The sequence below is a fragment of the Streptomyces stelliscabiei genome, from assembly GCF_014873495.1.
Taxonomy (GTDB): Bacteria; Actinomycetota; Actinomycetes; order Streptomycetales; family Streptomycetaceae; genus Streptomyces; species Streptomyces bottropensis.
In genome coordinates this window covers 9,520,038-9,538,740 of record NZ_JADBGF010000001.1, presented here as the reverse complement: position 1 = coordinate 9,538,740, position 18,703 = coordinate 9,520,038, and the positions used below count along the sequence as shown (strand labels likewise).

Sequence of the window (18,703 nt, the reverse complement as noted above, 5' to 3'; positions counted from 1 at the left end):
TCCCCCCACTCCTTCTCTCGGAGGTTCTTCTTCATGGCGGCTCTGCCCGACCGCGTCCTGTTCGGTGCCGCGTACTACCACGAGTACCAGCCCTACGAACGGCCAGCCGAACGCCTCCAGACCGACCTGGACCTGATGGCCGACGCGCACATCTCCGTCATCCGGGTCGGTGAGTCGGTGTGGTCCACCTGGGAGCCGGAGAACGGCACGTTCGACCTCGACTGGCTCCAGCCCGTCCTGGACGGCGCCCACGAGCGCGGCATCTCCGTGGTCCTCGGCACCCCGACCTACGCGGCCCCGCCGTGGCTGGCCCGCCAGTACCCGGAGATCACGGCCGAGCGGCGCACCGGTGAGCGCATGGGCTGGGGCGCCCGGCAGGAGATCGACTTCACCCACCCGGCCTTCCGCTTCCACGCCGAGCGGGTCATCCGCAAGATCGTCGCCCGGTACGCCGGTCACCCCGCCGTCATCGGCTTCCAGGTCGACAACGAACCCGGTCTGCACCTCTTCCACAACCACGGTGTCTTCCAGCGCTTCGTGGACCACTTGCGCGAGAAGTACGGCGACGTGGAGACCCTCAACCGTGAGTGGGGCCTGGTCTACTGGTCCCACCGGCTCTCCACCTGGGCCGACCTGTGGACGCCGGACGGCAACGAGCAGCCCCAGTACGACGTCGCCTGGCGGGAGTTCCAGGCCCGGCAGGTCACCGAGTTCATCGGCTGGCAGGCCGACCTCGTCCGCGAGTACGCCTCGGCCGAGCAGTTCGTCACCACCTGCATCTCCTACACCCGCCAGGGCGTGGAGGACGACGAGCTGTCCGACCGCCTCGACATCGCCTCCGGCAACCCGTATTACGACATGCAGGACGGCCTGCTCCTGCCGGACCCCACCCCGGACGGCCACGAGCAGAAGTGGAAGACCACCGGCGTGTGGTCGCTGTACCAGACCGCCGACTGGATGTTCTCCTCCCGCCAGGAGCCGTTCCTGGTCACCGAGACCAACGCCGGCTCGATCGGCATGGCCTGGGACAACCGCCCCGGCTACGACGGCCAGTGGCGCCAGGCCGCCTGGGCACTCGTCTCGCGCGGCGCCCGGATGATCGAGTACTGGCACTGGCACACCCTGCACTTCGGCGCCGAGACCTACTGGGGCGGCATCCTCCCCCACACCGGGCAGCCCGGCCGCACGTACGCCGAACTCGCCCGGCTCGGCGCGGAGTTCGAGGCGGCCGGCCCGCTCGTCGCCGGACTCGAACCGGACGCCGACATCACGATGGTGTACTCGACGCCCAGCAAGTGGCTGATGCAGAAGTACCCGCCGCTCGCCACCCCGGACGGCGAGCCGGACGCGGCCGCCTACCACCGTATCTTCGACCCGTTCTACCGGGGCGCCTTCGACGCGGGCCGCCAGGTCCGTATCGTGCACGCCCGGCAGCTGCACGACCCGAGCGGTGAGCGTGAGGGCCTGTCGCCCGAGGAGGCCGTGCGCCGGCACCCGGTCCTCGTCGTCCCGGCGCTGTACCTGGCCGCCGACGCGATGCTCGACTGGCTCGCCGCCTACGCCGACGCGGGCGGCCATCTCGTGCTCGGCCCGCGCACCGGCTACGCCGACCACGAGGCCCGCGCCCGCGCCGAGCGGGCCCCCGGACGCCTCACGGTGGCCGCGGGCGTCGGCTACGACGAGTTCAGCAACCTCACGCGGGAGGTGCCGCTGCGGCCGGCGCCCGGCGGACCGCTCCGGCTCCCCGAGGGCGCGAAGGCGACCCGCTGGGCCGACGGCCTCACCGCAACCGACGCCGAGGTGCTGGTCACCTACGACCACCCGCACTTCGGGCGCTGGCCGGCGGTCACCACCCGCCGCCACGGCGCGGGCCAGGTCACGTACGTCGGCACGGTCCCCGGCCGTGACCTCGGCCGGGCGCTCGCCGAGTGGCTGACGCCGGCCGCCCGGCACACCTGGGGCGACCTCCCGGCCTCCGTGACCGCGACGACCGGCACCTCGCCCGACGGGCGCCGCGTCCACATCGTCCACAACTGGGCCTGGGAGCCCGCGAGCGTTCCCGCCCCGATGCCCCTGTCCGACGCGCTGACCGGCACGTCCCTCCCGGCGGGAGCTCCGCTGGAACTGGGGCCGTGGGACGTGCGGGTACTCGTCACCACCGAAACCGACACCGACACCCACACCGAGGCCTGAGGCCTGAGGCCTGAGGCCGCTACGGGCCCCTGACACCGGTCCCGACCCCATCGTCCGTCCTGTTCCATCCCCGAAGGAGTGGTTGTGCACAGAAGAAGACTCGGCAGAGCGCTGGGCGGCGTCGTCGGAGCATCGGCGATGCTCACGATTCCCATGACCGCCCAGGCCTACGCCCCGACGGGCGGGACCGTGTACCAGCTCGGCGGCGAACCCTGCCTCAAGGGGCGCGGGAACTGCGCGGTCTACCCCAAGTCGGCGCAGCTGCCCGGCGGTCGTCTGGTCGCGTCGTTCGAGAAGTCCACCGTCGTGACGGCGACGAAGAGCGCCGACCGGCAGACCCTGCCGGTCTACACGAGCGACGACGACGGTACGACCTGGCAGCCGCTGTCCGAGGTCAAGGCCCCGGCGTACCTGTCCGACGATCCCGCGTTCGCGAAGTACACCAGCAACTGGACGAACCCGTTCCTGTACGTGCTTCCGGACCGCGTCGGCGACCTGAAGGCGGGCACGCTGCTGCTGGCGAGTGTCGTGTCGGGCGACGACCAGTACTACAAGGAGCACAAGGCCGCCGACCCGAACTGGACGCCGTCCAACGACGGGGACCGCGAGGACATGGCGATCGCCCTGTACTCCAGCACCGACGGCGGCACGACCTGGCAGGTGGTCAACGTCGTCGCGACCGGCGGCCGGCAGGGCGGCAGCGCGGGGGCGGTCGGGCAGAACATCGCGAAGGCGAACACGTACAAGCAGGTCGATCCCCTGTGGGAGCCGTACCTGACGGTCCGCAAGAACAAGCTCGTCTGCTACTACTCCGACGAGAACGACTACATCGGCTTCGATCCGGTCACCGGCGTCCCGAAGCTCGACCCGGCGAACGACACCGCCAAGGACTCGCACGGCCAGATCCTGGTCCACAGGACCTGGAACGGCAGGAGCAGGAAGTGGAGCGAGCCGGTCGTCGACATCGCCGGTCTGACCGAGGACATGGGCGGTGGCAAGACGGAGATCGGCGGCGGCCGGCCCGGCATGACGAACCTCGTCCCGACGGCCGACGAGAAGTGGCTGCTCACCTACGAGTACTGGGGCGGCGGTGCCAACACCCGGTACCGGATCGCGAACGACCCGCTGAAGTTCTTCCAGGGCTCCCCCACCGGAATGGGCGTCGACGCCCTGCCGGTCGTCGCCGGCTCGCGTCCCCTGGCGGGAGGCGGCAGTCCGGTCCTCATCCGGCTCCCCGACGGGCGCCTGGTCTACAACGCGGCCGGAAGCGGCAGCGTCTGGATGAACGACAGCGGACGCTCCGACGGGGTGTGGAAGGAGTACCAGACGACCTCGCGGGCCGGCTACAGCCGCAACCTGCAGTACGTGGACGGCACCGGCCGCGTCGTGATCCTCAACAACCAGGGCACGTCGGTCATCGCGCACGCCGAGGTCGACCTCGGTCACTCCGCCGGCGCCTACCGGCAGTTGGTGAACCGGAAGACCGGCCAGGTGATCGGCACGGGCAACAACAGCACCGACGCGAACATCGGCAACGGCGACGTCCCCGACGTCGTCCTGGAGGACGCCGGAACGGCGGCCGACCCGGCCACCCAGTACTGGCACGTCGTCACGAAGTCCGGAGGCGGGGTGACCCTGCTCAACAAGTCGGGCGGCCGGGCGGCGTCGATCTGGACGGGCAGTGCGACGGCCGGCCAGCGCATCGGCCAGTGGGTCGACGACAGCGCCACGGGCACGTGGAGCGTCGTCCCGTCCGCGAACGGTCACGTCAAGTTGCAGTCGGTCAAGAACAAGGACCTCTACCTGACCGGCGCGTCCGCCGACGCACCCCTCACCCTGCAGAGCGCCATCACGGACGGCTCACAGGACTGGAAGCTCGTCCCCTAGCGGGCCGTGCATCCGTGCCGAGGGCGCGGGCTCCGTAGGACAGGAGCCCGCGCCCGACGGCTCGAACCCTCCGAGGGGCCGGCCGCTACACAGCGGCCGACCACGCCTGGAGCACCGTGAAATCGGCTGGTGTCATCCCCACCTCGGACGTGACGCGGTGGAGGAGGGCCCGCCCCGGGTGATGCCGTGACACCCAGGCGCGGTCGAGGCCGGTGATCTCGTCGTCGACCCAGACGAACGGGCGCCCGGCCGCCTCCCGGACCAGGGCGCGCGTCTTCCAGTGCAGCAGATCGGCGTGGTCCTCCTCCGGGCACTCCGGCAGGTCAACGACGGGGAGCGCCGGCAGTCCGAGCAGCGGGGCGATCACCTCGTTGGCGTCGTGCATCCACGCGGTGGCCCACATCAGCTCGCAGGGCAGCCGCAGCAGGCGCGGTCCATGGGTGAGGTCGATCCTCGCCGGCTGGGGATTCGACGTGTGCTGCCAGGGGCCCCACTCCTGGGCCGCCGACGGGTGCCGCCCGCCGCCATAGGGCAGGAGCGTGCCGTCGACGTCGAGGAAGAGCAGCGGGCGTCCTGCGGGGCCGGTCATGTCTCCCACTTCAGCAGGTCCCTGGCCGGCATTCGAGCGCCGGTTCGCCCACGGACGTCTTCCGCTTCGCCGGCATCACGTCGATGTCGACGGCGATCGGCATCAGATGACCTCGGCCAGCTCGGCCCGCAGGTGCGTCGCCTCGATGTCGCGGGTGACGGCCTTGGCGAGCAGCAGCCGCAGGACGAGGACGATGAGCGCCATCCCCAGCACCGCGAGGCCGACACCGCCCAGCAGGAGCACGACGCCGGGGGCCACGGCCTCGCCGGGCGCCAGGACCACACCGAGCGCGAACACCAGGAGCGCCGCCGCCACCATCGCGCCGATCACCCCGTGCACGTACCGGAAGGCGGCGTGGGAGAAGACGGTGTCCCGCCGGACCATCGTCACCAGGCGCCACACACAGACCAGCACGACCTGGACCGTCACCACGCCCAGCACCACGATCACGAGGACCGGCGTGCGCACATGCGCCGCGTCCGCGTCGAGACCGTCGAGATCGGCGGCCAGCAACGGCACCATCACCCCCTGCACGAACAGCGAACCGACGAACAACCCCACGATCACGGCACGCAGCGCCAGCACCGTCAGCTTCCCCACGACACCCTCCTTCACTCGATCAGCGATAGAAAACTATCGACAATCGATAGATCAGGCAAGGGCAGGGCTGCTCCTCCCCGGCAGGATCGGCGTGTCGGGGAGGCTGGTCGGATGCGGGCACGGCCGGGTGGGCGGGGCGCTGACACAGGGGCCGATGTCCGAGCCAGAGCGCGTACGACTGCTGGTTCTCGTGCGGGCACCCGGCGCGGCGGGGCGGTGTCATGATCGGGGGATGAGCCAGAGCGCCGACGACGGCTACCTCCTCGACAACCGCCAGGCCGAGGCGGGCGAGCGGTTCGACGCCCTCGCGGCCCTGTTCGACGCCTCCACCTTCCGGCACATCGACGACCTCGGGATCGCGCCCGGCTGGCGCTGCTGGGAGGTGGGCGCCGGCGGTCCCTCGGTGGTGCGGGGCCTCGCCGAGCGGGTGGGGCCCACGGGGCACGTCCTGGCGACCGACATCGACACCTCCTGGCTGGCCGCCGCGGCCGCGCCGCAGGTCGAGCCGCGCCGTCACGACGTCGCCGTGGACGAGCCCCCGCAGGGCCCCTTCGACCTGGTCCACGCCCGGCTGGTCCTCGTCCACGTCGCCGACCGCGAACGGGCCCTGCGTGTGATGGCCGATGCCCTGCGGCCCGGCGGGTGGCTGCTGCTGGAGGACGCCGACCCCGCGCTCCAGCCCCTGATCTGCCCGGACGAATCCGGCCCGCGACAGCGGCTGGCCAACAAGCTCCGCCACGGCTTCCGCCGGCTCCTCGCCGAGCGCGGCGCGGAGCTGTCCTACGGCCGCCGCCTCCCCCGCCTGCTGCGTGAGACGGGGCTGACCGACGTCCGGGCGGACGCCTACTTCCCCGTCACGGGCCCCGCCTGCGCGGCGCTGGAGGCGGCCACCGTGCGCCAGGTCCGGGACCGGCTGGTGGCGGGGGGCCACGCGACGCCGTCGGAGATCGACACCCATCTCGCCAACATCACGGCGGGCGACCTGGACCTGGCGACCTCCCCGATGATCTCGGCCTGGGGACGCAGGCCGGTGCCGTCTGGGTACGGCCGCACCCGCGATTGAGTACGCGCACTCAGGATCCGTGCGGCGGGCGCGCCGACGATGGGGGTCTGCCTCGTCACGTACAGGAGATGCCATGTTCAGCCGCCTCGCCGATGTCCTGGTCCCCGCCGTCGGACGTCTCACGGTGACCGTCGAAGCCGGGACCGCCGTGGCGCCGGGCAGCATCGTCGTCGCCAACCACACCTCGCTCGCCGATCCCGCCGTGGTGCTCGCGGCACTGCACCGGCTCGGCGTCCAGCCGGTCGCCCTGGGTGCCGCGGGCCTGTGGCGGATCCCGCTGCTCGGCCGCGCGCTCTCCCGCGAGGGCTACGTGCCCGTGCACCGGGGCGGCCCGCGCGCCGCCGACGCGCTCGACCTCGCCGCCGCCGCGCTGGAGCGGGGCCGGACGATCCTCATCTACGCCGAGGGCGGGATCCCGACGCGCACCGACTCCGCCGAGGCCGCGCCCGGTACGTTCCGCAGCGGCCTGGCCCGGCTGGCCGCACGCACCGGCGCGCCCGTCGTCCCGGTCGGCCAGGCCGGCGCCCGCCGGGTCACCTCGGGAAGCCCGGCCAAACAGCTCGCGGGGCTGGTCACCGCCCCTCTGCGCCGCCCCGGTCTGCACGTCCACGTCGGAACACCGTTCACCCTCACCGGTGGCCACGCCGGTGACACGCGGCAGGCTCATGCCGCGGTGACGGCCGCCTGGCGCACGGCGGCCGCCCACCTCGGCGAACCGGCCGCGCTCGCCGCGTGAGGACCGGACGGGACGGGCGTTCCGCCCGGCGGGTCCGGCTATCCGAGCGCGGCGGCTCCGCCCTCCAGCCACACCCGCAGACGGGAGGGGCGCACGGCGTCCATGTGCACGGTGTTGGCGGCCGTGGCGGTGCGCCGGCACCCCGGCCGCGGAGGACTACGTACGAGCCGATCAGTCACCTCTCGATCGCCCTCGTCGACGAACTCACCGACGCCCCGCACGCCACCGACGCGGCCGTCGTCGTTGCCACGCACGACCGTCAACTGCGCCGCGACATCCGCACCTGGCCGCGCCTGACGCTGTCCCCGCAGGGGGCGCCACACCGGGAGGCGCCGAGCGACCGCTGAAATCCGGTTTCCGCACGGGCCTCCCCCACCTGACAATCAGGGACCAGCAAGGGGAGGAACACATGAGCCAGGACCACCTGACTCTTCATGAGCTGCTGCCGCCGCAGGAGTTGGCCGCGGCGCTCGACGCGGGGCACGTCACGCGCAAGTCGCACCCGGAACTGCCGCTGTCCCTCTACACGTACACGCGGACGTGCCAGTACGAGCGGGTGTGGAACCGGGTGACCACGCGCTGCCGCGGTCTCGTGGCCGACGACGTCACCGGTGAGATCGTCGCGCTGCCGCTGCCGAAGTTCTTCAACGTCGGTGAACACGAGTCCGGTCAGCCGTACGCCCCCGGTCTCCCCGACGAGCCGTTCGAGGTGTACGACAAGGTCGACGGCAGTCTGGCGGTGGTGTTCCACTACGCCGGCCGGTGGCGGGTCGCGTCCAAGGGCTCGTTCGTCAGTGTGCAGGCGACCTGGGCGCAGCGGCTGCTCGACGGCAAGGACACCTCCGGTCTCGTACCGGGGGTGACCTACCTCGCCGAGATCCTGTACCCGGAGAACCGGATCGTCGTGGACTACGGCGACCGGCGTGACGTGGTGCTGCTGGCCGCGTTCGCCAAGGACGGCACCGAGGTCCCCCTGGCGGAGGCCGCGACCGGCTGGCGCGGCATCGGCTCGGTCGTCACCGTCCGGCCCGCCGTGCCGCTCACCGAACTGCTGGCCATGACGGAGGGCAACCGGCTGCCGGGCGGGACGGACGCCACCGGCACCGACGCGGAGGGCTTCGTGCTGCGCTTCGCCTCGGGTGTCCGGGCGAAGGCCAAGTTCGCCGAGTACGTTCGGCTCCACAAGGTGCTCACCGGCGTGACCGAGCGGGACATCTGGCGCGGTCACGGCATCCAGCGGTTCGCGGGTCTGCCCGCCCAGCAGGTGGCGCAGGCGCTGAACTGCTCGGCCGCGGACGTCGTCGCCTCCGGTGGCCGGCCCCTGGACGCGCTGCTGGAGCAGGTGCCCGACGAGTTCGACGCCTGGGTGCGCGCGGTCGTCGCGGGCATCGAGAAGCAGGTGGAGGACCGCGAGCGGGCGATCGACGAGGCGTTCCGCTCCCTCGCCCCGCTCACCGGCGACCGGGGCGCCTTCGCCCGCGCGGTGCGGGAGCTGCCCGACGCGGCCGTGCGCCCCGCCATGTTCCTGCGGCTGGACGGCCGGCCCACCGCACTCGTGACGTACCGTTCCACCCGGCCGGAGGCGTCCGACCCCTTCAAGAACGACGAGGAGAACTGACCGTGCCCGTGGTACATGTCATGACGGGCCTGCCCGCTTCGGGGAAGACGACCGCCGCGCGCAAGCTGCAGGCGGAGTCCGAGGGGCGGCTGCGCCGCGTCAACCTCGACGATCTGCGGGCGATGCTCGACGTGCCGCTGCCGGAGGGTGCCGGGCGTCGGTCGTACGCACACGAGCAGACCGTGCTGGCGATCCAGGACGCGGCGGTCCGGGCGGCCGTGGACGACGGTTTCGACGTCGTGGTGGACAACACGCACATGACGCCGCACATCCCGAAGCGGCTCAAGGCGGCCGTGGCGGGGCTGGCCACCTTCGTCGTGCACGACTTCACCGACGTACCGGTGGAGGAGTGCCTGCGCCGTGACGCCGAGCGGGAGCGGCCGGTCGGCGAGGAGATCATCCGGATCCTCGCCGACAAGCACGAGAAGTCCCGCCGGGGTGGCTGGCGGCTCACCGCGGAGTGGCTGAACGACCAGGCCCCCGTGGAGCCGTACATCGCCGACCCGGCGCTCCCCTCGGCGGTGCTGTGCGACATCGACGGCACGCTCGCCCTCCGGGGCGACCGGGGCGCCTACGACTTCACGCGCTGCGAGGAGGACCTGCTGAACGTGTCGGTGCGCGGGGCGCTGCGCTCCTTCCGCGGCGCGGACGGCGATGTCGTCGTCCTGCTCTCGGGCCGCGGTGAGGAGCACCGGGGCCGGACGGAGGCGTGGCTGCGGGCGCACGAGGTGCCGTACGACGAGCTGTGGATGCGCGCCGCGGGCGACCAACGCCGCGACGACGTGGTCAAGGCGGAGCTGTTCGACCGGCATGTACGCCACCGCTTCGCCGTGCGGGTCTCCCTCGACGACCGTGACCGGGTGGTCGCCGTGTGGCGCCGGATGGGACTGCCGACCTGGCAGGTCAACTACGGCAGCTTCTAGCCGGTGGGCCCGCTGGTAAAATGGGGGCACGCTTCGACAGCGTTGGGGCCCGTACCGAGGGGTACGGGCCCCGGCGCGTTCCGGGCGCCAGACCAGGAAAGGTTCCCCATGAACGCGAAGCCGCCCGCCTCCGGGCCCTCCTCCCCCGACGCGCCCGGACGTGACGCGGGGCCGCGGGGCGAGTCCCCGGTGCCGGAAGCGGCCGCCGGGGAGCTGCCGCCGGCCGGGTCCTTCGACGCGCTCGGGCTGCCGCCGGAGCTGCTGAGGACCATGACCGACCTCGGCGTGACGGACCCCTTCCCGATCCAGGCGGCGACGCTGCCGAACGCGCTGGCCGGCCGCGACGTCCTCGGCCGCGCGCGGACCGGGTCGGGCAAGACGCTGGCGTTCGGGCTCGCGCTGCTCGTCCGCACGGCGGGGCTGCGGGCGGAGTCGAAGCGTCCGCTCGCCCTGGTCCTGGTGCCGACCCGGGAACTCGCGCAGCAGGTGAGCGACGCGCTGACGCCGTACGCGCAGACGCTGAAGGTGCGGCTGACGACGGTGGTCGGCGGGCTGTCGATCAACAAGCAGCAGGCGGCGCTGCGGGCGGGCGCCGAGGTGGTCGTGGCGACACCGGGGCGGCTGACCGACCTGGTGTCGCGCCGGGACTGTCTGCTGAACCAGGTACGGATCACGGTGCTGGACGAGGCCGACCAGATGTGCGACCTGGGTTTCCTGCCGCAGGTCTCGGAGATCCTGGAGCAGATCCCCGCCGACGGGCAGCGGCTGCTGTTCTCCGCGACCCTGGACCGTGACGTCGACCAGCTGGTGCGGAGCCATCTGCACGACCCGGTGCTCGCCTCGGTCGACCGGGTCGCGGGCTCGGTCACCACGATGGAGCACCATGTGCTGAACATCCACGGCGCCGACAAGTACGCGACCGCGACCGAGATCGCCGCGCGGGACGGCCGGGTGCTGATGTTCCTGGACACCAAGGCCGGTGTCGACCAGTTCACCCGCCATCTGCGGGCCAGTGGCGTCCGGGCCGGCGCCCTGCACAGCGGGAAGTCGCAGCCCCAGCGCACGCACACGCTCGGCCAGTTCAAGGACGGCGGGATCACCGTGCTGGTGGCGACCAACGTCGCCGCGCGGGGCATCCACATCGACGCGCTCGACCTCGTGGTCAACGTCGACCCGCCCGCCGACGCCAAGGACTATCTGCACCGGGGCGGGCGCACGGCGCGCGCCGGCGAGTCCGGGAAGGTGGTCACGCTGGTCACGCCCAACCAGCGGCGCGAGGTGAACCGCATGATGTCCGACGCCGGGATCCGCCCGACGGTCACCCAAGTGCGGTCCGGCGAGGCGCAGTTGACCGCCATCACCGGCGCGAAACGCCCGCCGGCCCCGCCGAAGGCCGCCGGCGGCAACGCCCCCTTCCGCGGCATGGGCACCCGTCCCGGCCGTCCCGCGAAGGAGTCCCGCAAGGCGGCCGAGGCCCGCAAGGCCGCGGAGGCCCGTGCGGCGGCCCGGGTGCGCAAAGGCCGCTGATCCGGGCGGTCCGGGTGCGCACGGACCGCTGACCCGGGCGGTCCGGGTGCGCAAGGGCCGCTGACCCGGGCGGTCCGGGCTCAGGAGCCGGGGGCGAGGCCGAGGGCGGCGAGTGCCGTCGTGCCGGCGGCGGTGTGGCCGTTCCCGGCGAGGAGCAGCGTGCGGGCCGACTGGTAGGGGCAGCCCGCCGCGTCGAACGCCGTCGCTAGGGTGAGGCGGCCGGGCAGGTCGCCGTCCAGGAGGGCCTGGGCGCGGTCCAGTTGGGCCGTGACGACGGGGTTTCCGGCGACCAGGGCCCGGCTCTCGGCGACCCGTTCGCGGGCCGCGGGGTGGCCGGCGAGGACCGACGCCTCGGCCCGGAGGCCCACGTACCAGTGCAGCCAGATCCAGGAGACCCACTTCCACACCTGCTCCGGTTCCGGTGCGAGTCGTTCCAGGGCCGCCTCCGCGTCGCCGTGGTGGAGGTGGACCATGGCGTCGAAGACCGCGCCGTAGCCGTGGTGGTGCTCCGCCGCGGTGCCCGCCTCGGTGACGATCGCCAGCCAGGCGGCATGGGCGTCGTGGTCGCCGCGCAGGCCGTGGATCATGGCGACGGAGGCGGCGGCCGGGCCGAGCGAGAAGGACCGCTGCCGGTCGCTGCGCCGCCAGGCGTCGAGAAACCGCTCGCTGCCGGTGAGAACGTCGGCGGCGTCGCCCGCGAACGCGTCCGCGACCAGGAGCCAGGACAAGGCGTGGTGCTGCACCTCGGCGAAGAGGAGTTGGTCGGCGAGCTGCCTGGCCCAGTCGCGGGCCTGCGGCAGGCGGCCCACGCCGAGAGCCGTCCCGGCGGCCATGGCGAGGGCGTCCATCCGCTCGTGCGTGCAGGCGGGGGTGGGCGGCACCGGAGCGAGGATCTCGATCCGGCGCCCGGCGGCGGCAGCCGCCCCGAAGGAGTCACCGGCCCAGGTCAGGGCACCGGAGAGCGCGTCGAGGGCGGCGGACTCGGCCACCGGGTCACCCGCCCGCCGGGCGAGTTCGACGGCGCGTTCCGCGTGACCGACCGTCTCCTGCGCCGTGTTGTCCGCGTCTCCCTGGACCGCACCGAAGGCGTCCGCGACGACCGCCGCCTCGGCGAGGGCGAGGGCGGCGGCGGGCGAGGCGGACGACAGGCGCGCGGGCGGCAGAAGCGCGAGCGGCAGATGCGGGGGCGTCCGGCGCGCGGGCGCGCCGCGCGGCACCTGGGCCGGTGCTACGGGCGGCAGGCCGGCCTGCGCGTCCGACGGCAGGGCCCCGGCATCGGACAGATGCCCTCTGGCCTCCGTGAGCAGGGCGGTCACCTCGTCCACGGCCGGGAGCCGGGCGAACTCGCTGGAGAAGCGGTAGGCGACGGTGGCGGCGGCCGCCAGGTCGCAGGCCGCGCCGACGGTGTCACCGGCCCGCCGGGCGGCCTCGGCGGCGGCACGGTGGAGGCGGAACATGTCGTCGCCGAGCCTGCGGCACCCGGCGACCGCGGCGGCCTCCCGCAGCGCCCCGGCGGCTGCGGCGGCACCGGTCGCGTCACCGGCCGAGCCCGCCGCGCCTTCCCCGCCGGTGTCCTCGGCCAGCGCCGCCGCCTGCTCGTACCGCTGCTGGGACTCGCCGGGCAGGTTGCGGGTGAAGGCCAGCCCGGCCAGGAGGAGGGCCAGGCGGTGGGCCTGCGGGCGTCGCTCCGGGCGGCCCTCGGCCCAGGTGAGGGCGGCGCGCAGGTCGTCGGCCAGGGCGTCGAAGCGGGCACGCCAGTCCGCGCCCCCGGTGTCGCCGAGGGCGGTCGCGCCGGCCAGGCACCAGTCCAGGTGACGCGACCGGACGTCCGCCGGTTCGGCGGCGTCGGCGAGCCGCTCGGCGCCGTACTGGCGGATGGTCTCCAGCGCCTGGTAGCGGGTGCCGGTGGCCGACGGCGTCGCGGTGAGCAGGCTCTGTTCGGCGAGCCGGCCCAGCCCGTCGGCGACCTCGGCCGCGTCCAGCGGGGCGAACCCGGCCACGGCCCTGGCCGCCTCGGCGGTGAACGGCACGACGAACACCGAGATCCGGCGCAGCAACGCCCGGTCCGGCGGCTCCAGCAGGTCGTGGCTCCAGTCCAGCGCCGCCCGCACCGACCGGTGCCGGTCCTCCGCGCGAGGGCCGCCGGCGAGGATCCGCAGCTGGTCGGAGAGGCCGGCCGTGAGACCGTCCAGGCCGAGGGTGGGCCAGCGTGCGGCCGCGAGTTCGATGGCGAGTGCCATGCCGTCGAGCCGTTCGCAGATGGCCGCGATCCGGTCGCGTACGGCCGGTTCCGGTGGTCGGCCGGCCGCCGCGGCCCGTTCCAGGAACAGGGTCACGGCGTCCGAGTCGGCGCCGCCGTCCGAGGACAGTGGCGGCACCGGGAACACCCACTCGAACGGCACCAGCATCCGGGCGCGGCTCGTCGCGAGGACCCGTAGGTTCGGGCAGGCGACCAGCAGCCGTTCCAGGAACGGCGCGACTCCGTCACGTATCTGTTCACAGTTGTCCAGCACCAACAGGGCCCGGCGGTCGGCCAGGGCGGTCAGCACCGACTCGTCGACATCGCGCCCGGGTTGTTCCCCCACTCCGACGGCCGCCGCGATCGCGGCCCCCACCCGCGCGGGGTCGGTGACCGGGGCCAGGTCGACGAACCGGACCCCGTCGGCGAAGTCGTCGGCCGTGTCGGCCGCCACCGCCAGCGCGAGGCGGGTCTTGCCCACTCCGCCGGGGCCGACCGCGGTCACCTGCCGGCGCGTCTTCACCGCCTCCGCCAGCTCGGCACGCTCGCGTGTCCGGCCGACGAACGCGGTCAGCGGCGTGGGGAGGGCGGGCGCCGGGCGGGCCCGCTCGACGCGGGCGAGGTCGGCCGCGCGACGGGAGAGCGCCCGTCGGTCCGGCTCGTCGAGCTTGCGCAGCAGGGCGGAGACGTGTGACTCGACCGTGCGCACGGAGATGAACAGCCGCGCGGAGATCTCCGCGTTGCTGAGGTGTTCACCGAGCAGCGCGAGGACTTCGGCTTCACGGGTCGAGACCGCTGGACTGGACACCGCCCCATTGTCCGCTGCTCCGTGGCGTCTCCGTGGTGGATTCCGTGCTCACCACGGAGGCGGGCCGCGGGCCTCTGGCGACAAGCTGTGACCACGGCGATCGCACCGGGCGGACAGCCCGGGAGGGTCGCGGCCCGCCCCCAGGGAACCGAGGAGCATTCAGTGACCACGACCGAGTCGTCCGCCGGCCCGCGCCCGCGTACGCGGCGGCGCAGTGACACCGAGCACCGGCTCGCCCATGACGTCGACGTCTGGGTGGCCAGTGCCTCGAAGGACGGTGTGCCGTATCTGGTGCCGCTGTCCTTCGACTGGGACGGCGAGACGCTGCTGGTGGCCACCCCGGCCGACAGCCCGACCGGCCGGAACCTGGCCGCGACCGGGGCCGCCCGGCTGGGACTGGGCCCGACCCGGGACGTGTCCATGATCGAGGGCCGGGTCGAGGTGCTCCCGGTCGACGCGCTGCCCCGGGAGCGCGGGGACCGGTTCGCCGCGCGCACGGGCTTCGACCCCCGGGTGTCGGCCACGCCGTACCGCTGGTTCCGTGTCACCCCGCGCCGCGTCCAGGCGTGGCGCGAGGCGGACGAGCTGACGGGGCGTGAGCTGATGCGCGACGGCGGCTGGCTCCACTGAGACACCACCGGGGCGCGCCCTCGGACGCGCCCCCGCAGAGCGAGATCGACGACCGGACAGTACGAGAGAGGGAACCCGTCATGACGACCACACGCGAGTCCACCCGGAACAGTGAAAGGGCCGGCACGAAGTTCGAGGGCTTCTCGGCCGAGGAACGCGACGCGATGAAGGAGCACGCCCAGGAGCTGAGGGCCACCGCGCGGCGCGGCACGCGCTCGGCCAAGGCGGACGGGGAGGCCGATGTGCTCGCCAAGATCGCCGGGATGGCGGACGCGGACCGCGTTCTCGCCGAACGGGTGCACGAGATCGTACGGGCCGCCGCGCCGGATCTCGCGCCGAAGCTCTGGTACGGCATGCCCGCGTACGCCAGGGACGGCAAGGTCGTCTGCTTCTTCCAGAGCGCGCAGAAGTTCAAGTCCCGCTACGCCACGCTCGGCTTCAGCGACCAGGCACGGCTCGACGAGGGCACGCTGTGGCCCACCACCTATGCCCTCACGGAACTGACCGCCGCGACCGAGGCCCGGATCGCCGAGCTGCTCAGGAGCGCTGCGGGCTGAGGCCGACCCCCGCACGCTCGGCACCTGAGACCGTCCCCGGACCTACGATGGGGTCATGCCCGTCGTCCTCTTCGCAGGTATCCCGGTGAACGACTACTCAGCGGCGCTCTCCTGGTACGAGCGGCTGTTCGGTTCGCCGCCGACGTTCTTCCCGAACGACGAGGAGGCCGTCTGGGAGCTGGCCGAGCACCGCTACGTGTACATCGAGCACCGCCCGGGGCGCGGCGGCCACGCCCTGCAGACCGTCTTCGTCGACGACCTGGACGCCCGCGTCGCCGGGATCTCGGGCCGGGGTCTGGAGCCCCGGACCCGCGAGACGTACGCGAACGGCGTACGCAAGGTCACGTACGAGGATCCGGACGGGAACGAGATCGGCTTCGGCGGCGGTCCGGGCTGACCGTGCCGGGTAACGGGAGGGGCGAGGGGACACGGGGAGTGTCCCGGCTCCGCCCCTCGGGGTCAGCCGGCCGGGGCGGTGATCTCCCGCTTGAGGATCTTGCCGCTGGGGCCGGTCGGCAGGGTGTCGACGAGCCACACCTCGCGCGGGTACTTGTACGCGGCGACCCGGTCCCTGACGAACTCCCGCAGTTCGTCGGGGTCCGCCTGCGTGCCCGGCCGGAGGACGACGGCGGCCGCGATCTCCTCGCCCAGGTGGGCGTGCGGCACACCGACCACCGCGGCCAGGGCGACGGCCGGGTGCTCGTGCAGGACCTCCTCGATCTCACGCGGGTACACGTTGTAGCCACCGCGGATGATCATGTCCTTCTTGCGGTCGACGATGTAGAGGTAGCCGTCCTCGTCCCGTCGTGCGAGGTCGCCGCTGCGCAGCCAGCCGTCGGGGATCGCGGCAGCGGTCTCCTCGGGCCGGTTCCAGTACCCCTTCATCACGTTCGGCCCCCGTACGGCCAGTTCGCCGACCTCGCCCGGGGCGACGTCCTGGCCCTTGTCGTCCAGCAGCCGCACCTCCACGTCCTGGATCGGTGTGCCGATGGAGCCGGCCTTGCGCGGCCGGTCGGGGTGGTTGAACGTGACCACCGGGCTGGTCTCGGACATACCGAAGCCCTCCAGCACCGCGCAGCCGAAGCGCCGCTCGAAGCCGTGCAGGATCTCCACCGGCAGCGACGCCCCGCCGGAGACGCACATGCGCAGGGTGGAGACGTCCGCTTCCGAAGGGTGCTGCAGCAGGGCCGCGTACATCGTCGGCACCCCCTCGAAGACCGTGGCCCGGTCGCGGGCGACGGCGTCCAGCACGGCCTGCGGCTCGAAGCGGGGGATCAGGGTGAGCGAGGCGCCGGCGCGCACGGCCACGCTCATGGTGCAGATCTGGCCGAAGATGTGGAACAGCGGCAGACAGCCCACCACCACGTCCTCGGGTGTCATCCGCTGGACGTGGACCGTGTTGACCTCGGTGTTGTGCCGCAGTCCGCCGTGGGTGAGTGTGGCGCCCTTGGGGCGGCCGGTGGTACCGGAGGTGTACAGGAGCACGGCCACGTCGTCGTCCGCCGTCTCCGCCACGCCGGGCAGCGGTTCGTGTCCGGCCAGCCGCGCCGCGAAGTCCCGGGGTTCGACGGCCAGACGCCGCACCCCGGCGGCGGCCGCGCCCGGCGCGCCCTCGCCCGGTGCCTGGTGCCATTCCAGGAGCAGCACTGCCCCGGAGTCGCGCAGGTGGTACTCGGTCTCCCGTGTCTTGAGCAGCGGGTTCATGGGCACGACGACGGCACCGGCCCGCAGCACGCCGTAGTAGAGGGCGACGAACTCGGGGACGTTGGGCAGCATCAGGGCGACCCGGTCGCCGGGACGTACGCCCTCGGCGCGCAGCAGGGCGGCGGCGCGGGCGCTGCGCTCCTCCAGCTCCGTGTAGCCGATGACCTGGTCTCCCAGGCGCAGCGCGGGACGCCCCTGCTCCCGCTGTGCCGTCTCCACCAGGAACTGCGCCAGATTGGCCATGCCCGCCTCCACGAAAGTCGCCGTCGAAATCCGCCGTTCACTTCGACGACATCGTGCTGCCGCACACGGTGACGGCCTATGGGCCGCACGACAGGACGAGCCTCCCGAGGCTGTTCCGGGGAACAAAACAGTGGCGTTAAGCTGCGGCGATGGACATCTCGGTCGTGGCTGCGGCACTGCATTCCAGGCTGCCGGAACTGGGGGAGCGGATCGCCCGGCGCATCCGCACGGACGTCGACGCCTACGAGGACGAGGCGTTGCTCCCCTTCGACTCGCTGCGCCGCTCGTGCACCGCCAACGCGGACCTGATCCTGAGCCACCTCGGCACGGGTGGCGCCCCGGACCCGAGCCCGGCCCGCGAGACCGGCCGCATCCGTGCCGAGCAGGGCGTGCCGCTGGCGGACACCCTGCACGCGTACCGGGTCGGCTTCGAACTCCTGTGGACGGAGATCCTCATGGAGGCCCGCACGCACCCCGAGGTCTCCGGTGACCGGCTGGTGTCCGAGTCGGCCGCGATCTGGGCGTTGTTCGGCCTGTACGCGGAGGCGGTCGCCGCGGCCTACCGGGAGACGGCGGCGGAGCTGACCGCGCGGGGGCAGGCCCGGCGCTCGGCGCTGGTGGAGGCCCTGTTCACCGGGGTCATCGCCGACCGCACCACGCTGTGGGAGGCCGCCCGCGAGCTGGGCCTGCCCGAGCGCGGGCCCTACGCGGTCGTCGCGGCGGCGGCCGGCGCCCCGGGTGAGGAGCCGCTGGCGGGGGTCGAGGCCGCGCTGCGTCAGGAGCGGCTCCCCTCGGCGTGGCGGTTGTTGCCCGATCAGCAGATCGGTCTCATCGCCCTGCCGACGGGGGCGGCGGAGCAGGCCCTGCTGCGCGTTCTGCGGCGGGACCGGGCACGCGTCGGGGTCAGCCCGTGCTTCCCCTCGTTGCGGGATACCCCGCAGGCGCTGCGCTTCGCCCGGCTGGCGCTGGCCGGGCTGCGGGGCACCGGTCCGGGCGTGGCGCGGTTCGACGACGACCCGCTGGCCATGGTGGTCGCCGCGGCCCCCGCGGAGGCGGCGCACCTGGTGGGGACGGTGCTCCGGCCGGTGGTCGAGCTACCGGTCGTGGAGCGGGCCCGTCTGCTGCAGACCCTGGAGCACTGGTTCGCCGCCGCGGGCTCGGCCACCGAGGCGGGCCGGAGCCTGTTCGTGCATCCCAACACCGTCCGCTACCGGCTGCGCCGTGTCGAGGAACTGACCGGCCGGTCCCTCACCGATCCGCGGGCGGTGGCGCACATCGGCGCGGCGCTGCTGGCCGTCCGGGGGCGGAGCGCCGGGCAGGACGAGCAGCCGCCCGCGGGACCGGCCTGACGGGGCGGGCGCGGGATGGGGAGGCGGGCGCGGGCAG

16 protein-coding genes are annotated in these 18,703 nt (G+C 73.4%); 12 read left to right on the top strand and 4 right to left on the bottom strand.

Annotated elements, in window-relative coordinates; translation table 11 throughout:
- The first annotated feature begins 33 nt into the window (after positions 1-33).
- Together H4687_RS41605 and H4687_RS41600 are read left to right on the top strand one after the other, a co-directional pair.
- Complete coding sequence (locus tag H4687_RS41605; protein ID WP_046919294.1) at positions 34-2,193, top strand: beta-galactosidase; 2,160 nt, start codon at positions 34-36, stop codon at positions 2,191-2,193.
- A gap of 138 nt (positions 2,194-2,331) precedes the next feature.
- Entirely contained in the window at positions 2,332-4,080 is a 1,749-nt protein-coding gene (locus H4687_RS41600) for an RICIN domain-containing protein (RefSeq protein WP_046919295.1), read from the top strand.
- 85 nt (positions 4,081-4,165) lie between these two features.
- Here H4687_RS41600 and H4687_RS41595 read toward each other — a convergent pair whose 3' ends face one another.
- Positions 4,166-4,669 (bottom strand): HAD domain-containing protein, encoded by a 504-nt coding sequence (locus H4687_RS41595; protein WP_046919300.1) that lies wholly within the window; start codon positions 4,667-4,669, stop codon positions 4,166-4,168.
- Between the two features lie 102 nt (positions 4,670-4,771).
- Positions 4,772-5,269: a DUF2975 domain-containing protein gene (locus tag H4687_RS41590; protein ID WP_046919296.1), complete on the bottom strand. Its 498-nt coding sequence runs from the start codon at positions 5,267-5,269 to the stop codon at positions 4,772-4,774.
- A gap of 232 nt (positions 5,270-5,501) precedes the next feature.
- Between H4687_RS41590 and H4687_RS41585 the strand changes: the two genes are divergently transcribed.
- The 6 genes from H4687_RS41585 to H4687_RS41560 all read left to right on the top strand — a co-directional run bounded on the left by H4687_RS41585 (position 5,502) and on the right by H4687_RS41560 (position 11,136).
- Positions 5,502-6,332, top strand: a complete 831-nt coding sequence (locus H4687_RS41585; protein WP_050398665.1) for a class I SAM-dependent methyltransferase — start codon at positions 5,502-5,504, stop codon at positions 6,330-6,332.
- 73 nt (positions 6,333-6,405) lie between these two features.
- Complete coding sequence (locus tag H4687_RS41580; protein WP_046914176.1) at positions 6,406-7,068, top strand: lysophospholipid acyltransferase family protein; 663 nt, start codon at positions 6,406-6,408, stop codon at positions 7,066-7,068.
- Positions 7,065-7,415, top strand: coding sequence for a hypothetical protein (locus H4687_RS47015; protein WP_225966975.1), 351 nt, complete (start codon positions 7,065-7,067; stop codon positions 7,413-7,415). Before H4687_RS41580 ends, H4687_RS47015 begins: the two co-directional genes overlap by 4 nt.
- A gap of 62 nt (positions 7,416-7,477) precedes the next feature.
- Positions 7,478-8,686: an RNA ligase gene (locus H4687_RS41570; protein ID WP_046914174.1), complete on the top strand. Its 1,209-nt coding sequence runs from the start codon at positions 7,478-7,480 to the stop codon at positions 8,684-8,686.
- Positions 8,687-8,688: 2 nt separating this feature from the next.
- A complete protein-coding gene (locus H4687_RS41565) occupies positions 8,689-9,609 on the top strand; it encodes a phosphatase domain-containing protein (RefSeq protein ID WP_233443494.1) in 921 nt (306 codons plus the stop codon).
- A gap of 108 nt (positions 9,610-9,717) precedes the next feature.
- A complete protein-coding gene (locus H4687_RS41560; protein WP_046914173.1) occupies positions 9,718-11,136 on the top strand; it encodes a DEAD/DEAH box helicase in 1,419 nt (472 codons plus the stop codon).
- Between the two features lie 80 nt (positions 11,137-11,216).
- On the opposite strand, the gene H4687_RS41555 is transcribed toward H4687_RS41560, so the two are convergent.
- Positions 11,217-14,183: an ATP-binding protein gene (locus H4687_RS41555; RefSeq protein WP_046914172.1), complete on the bottom strand. Its 2,967-nt coding sequence runs from the start codon at positions 14,181-14,183 to the stop codon at positions 11,217-11,219.
- A 162-nt stretch (positions 14,184-14,345) separates the two neighbouring features.
- Between H4687_RS41555 and H4687_RS41550 the strand changes: the two genes are divergently transcribed.
- The 3 genes from H4687_RS41550 (at position 14,346) to H4687_RS41540 (ending at position 15,767) form a co-directional block, all read left to right on the top strand.
- On the top strand, positions 14,346-14,813 hold the full coding sequence (locus H4687_RS41550) for a pyridoxamine 5'-phosphate oxidase family protein (protein ID WP_046914171.1): 468 nt from the start codon (positions 14,346-14,348) through the stop codon (positions 14,811-14,813).
- A gap of 80 nt (positions 14,814-14,893) precedes the next feature.
- Positions 14,894-15,370: an iron chaperone gene (locus tag H4687_RS41545; protein ID WP_046914170.1), complete on the top strand. Its 477-nt coding sequence runs from the start codon at positions 14,894-14,896 to the stop codon at positions 15,368-15,370.
- A gap of 55 nt (positions 15,371-15,425) precedes the next feature.
- Positions 15,426-15,767, top strand: coding sequence for a VOC family protein (locus H4687_RS41540; RefSeq protein ID WP_046914169.1), 342 nt, complete (start codon positions 15,426-15,428; stop codon positions 15,765-15,767).
- Positions 15,768-15,829: 62 nt separating this feature from the next.
- Here the strand turns inward: H4687_RS41540 and H4687_RS41535 are convergent, their stop codons facing one another.
- A complete protein-coding gene (locus tag H4687_RS41535; RefSeq protein WP_046914168.1) occupies positions 15,830-17,317 on the bottom strand; it encodes a long-chain-fatty-acid--CoA ligase in 1,488 nt (495 codons plus the stop codon).
- A 149-nt stretch (positions 17,318-17,466) separates the two neighbouring features.
- Here H4687_RS41535 and H4687_RS41530 point away from each other — a divergent pair, with 149 nt between their 5' ends.
- A complete protein-coding gene (locus H4687_RS41530) occupies positions 17,467-18,666 on the top strand; it encodes a PucR family transcriptional regulator (protein ID WP_225966974.1) in 1,200 nt (399 codons plus the stop codon).
- Positions 18,667-18,703 lie beyond the last annotated feature (37 nt).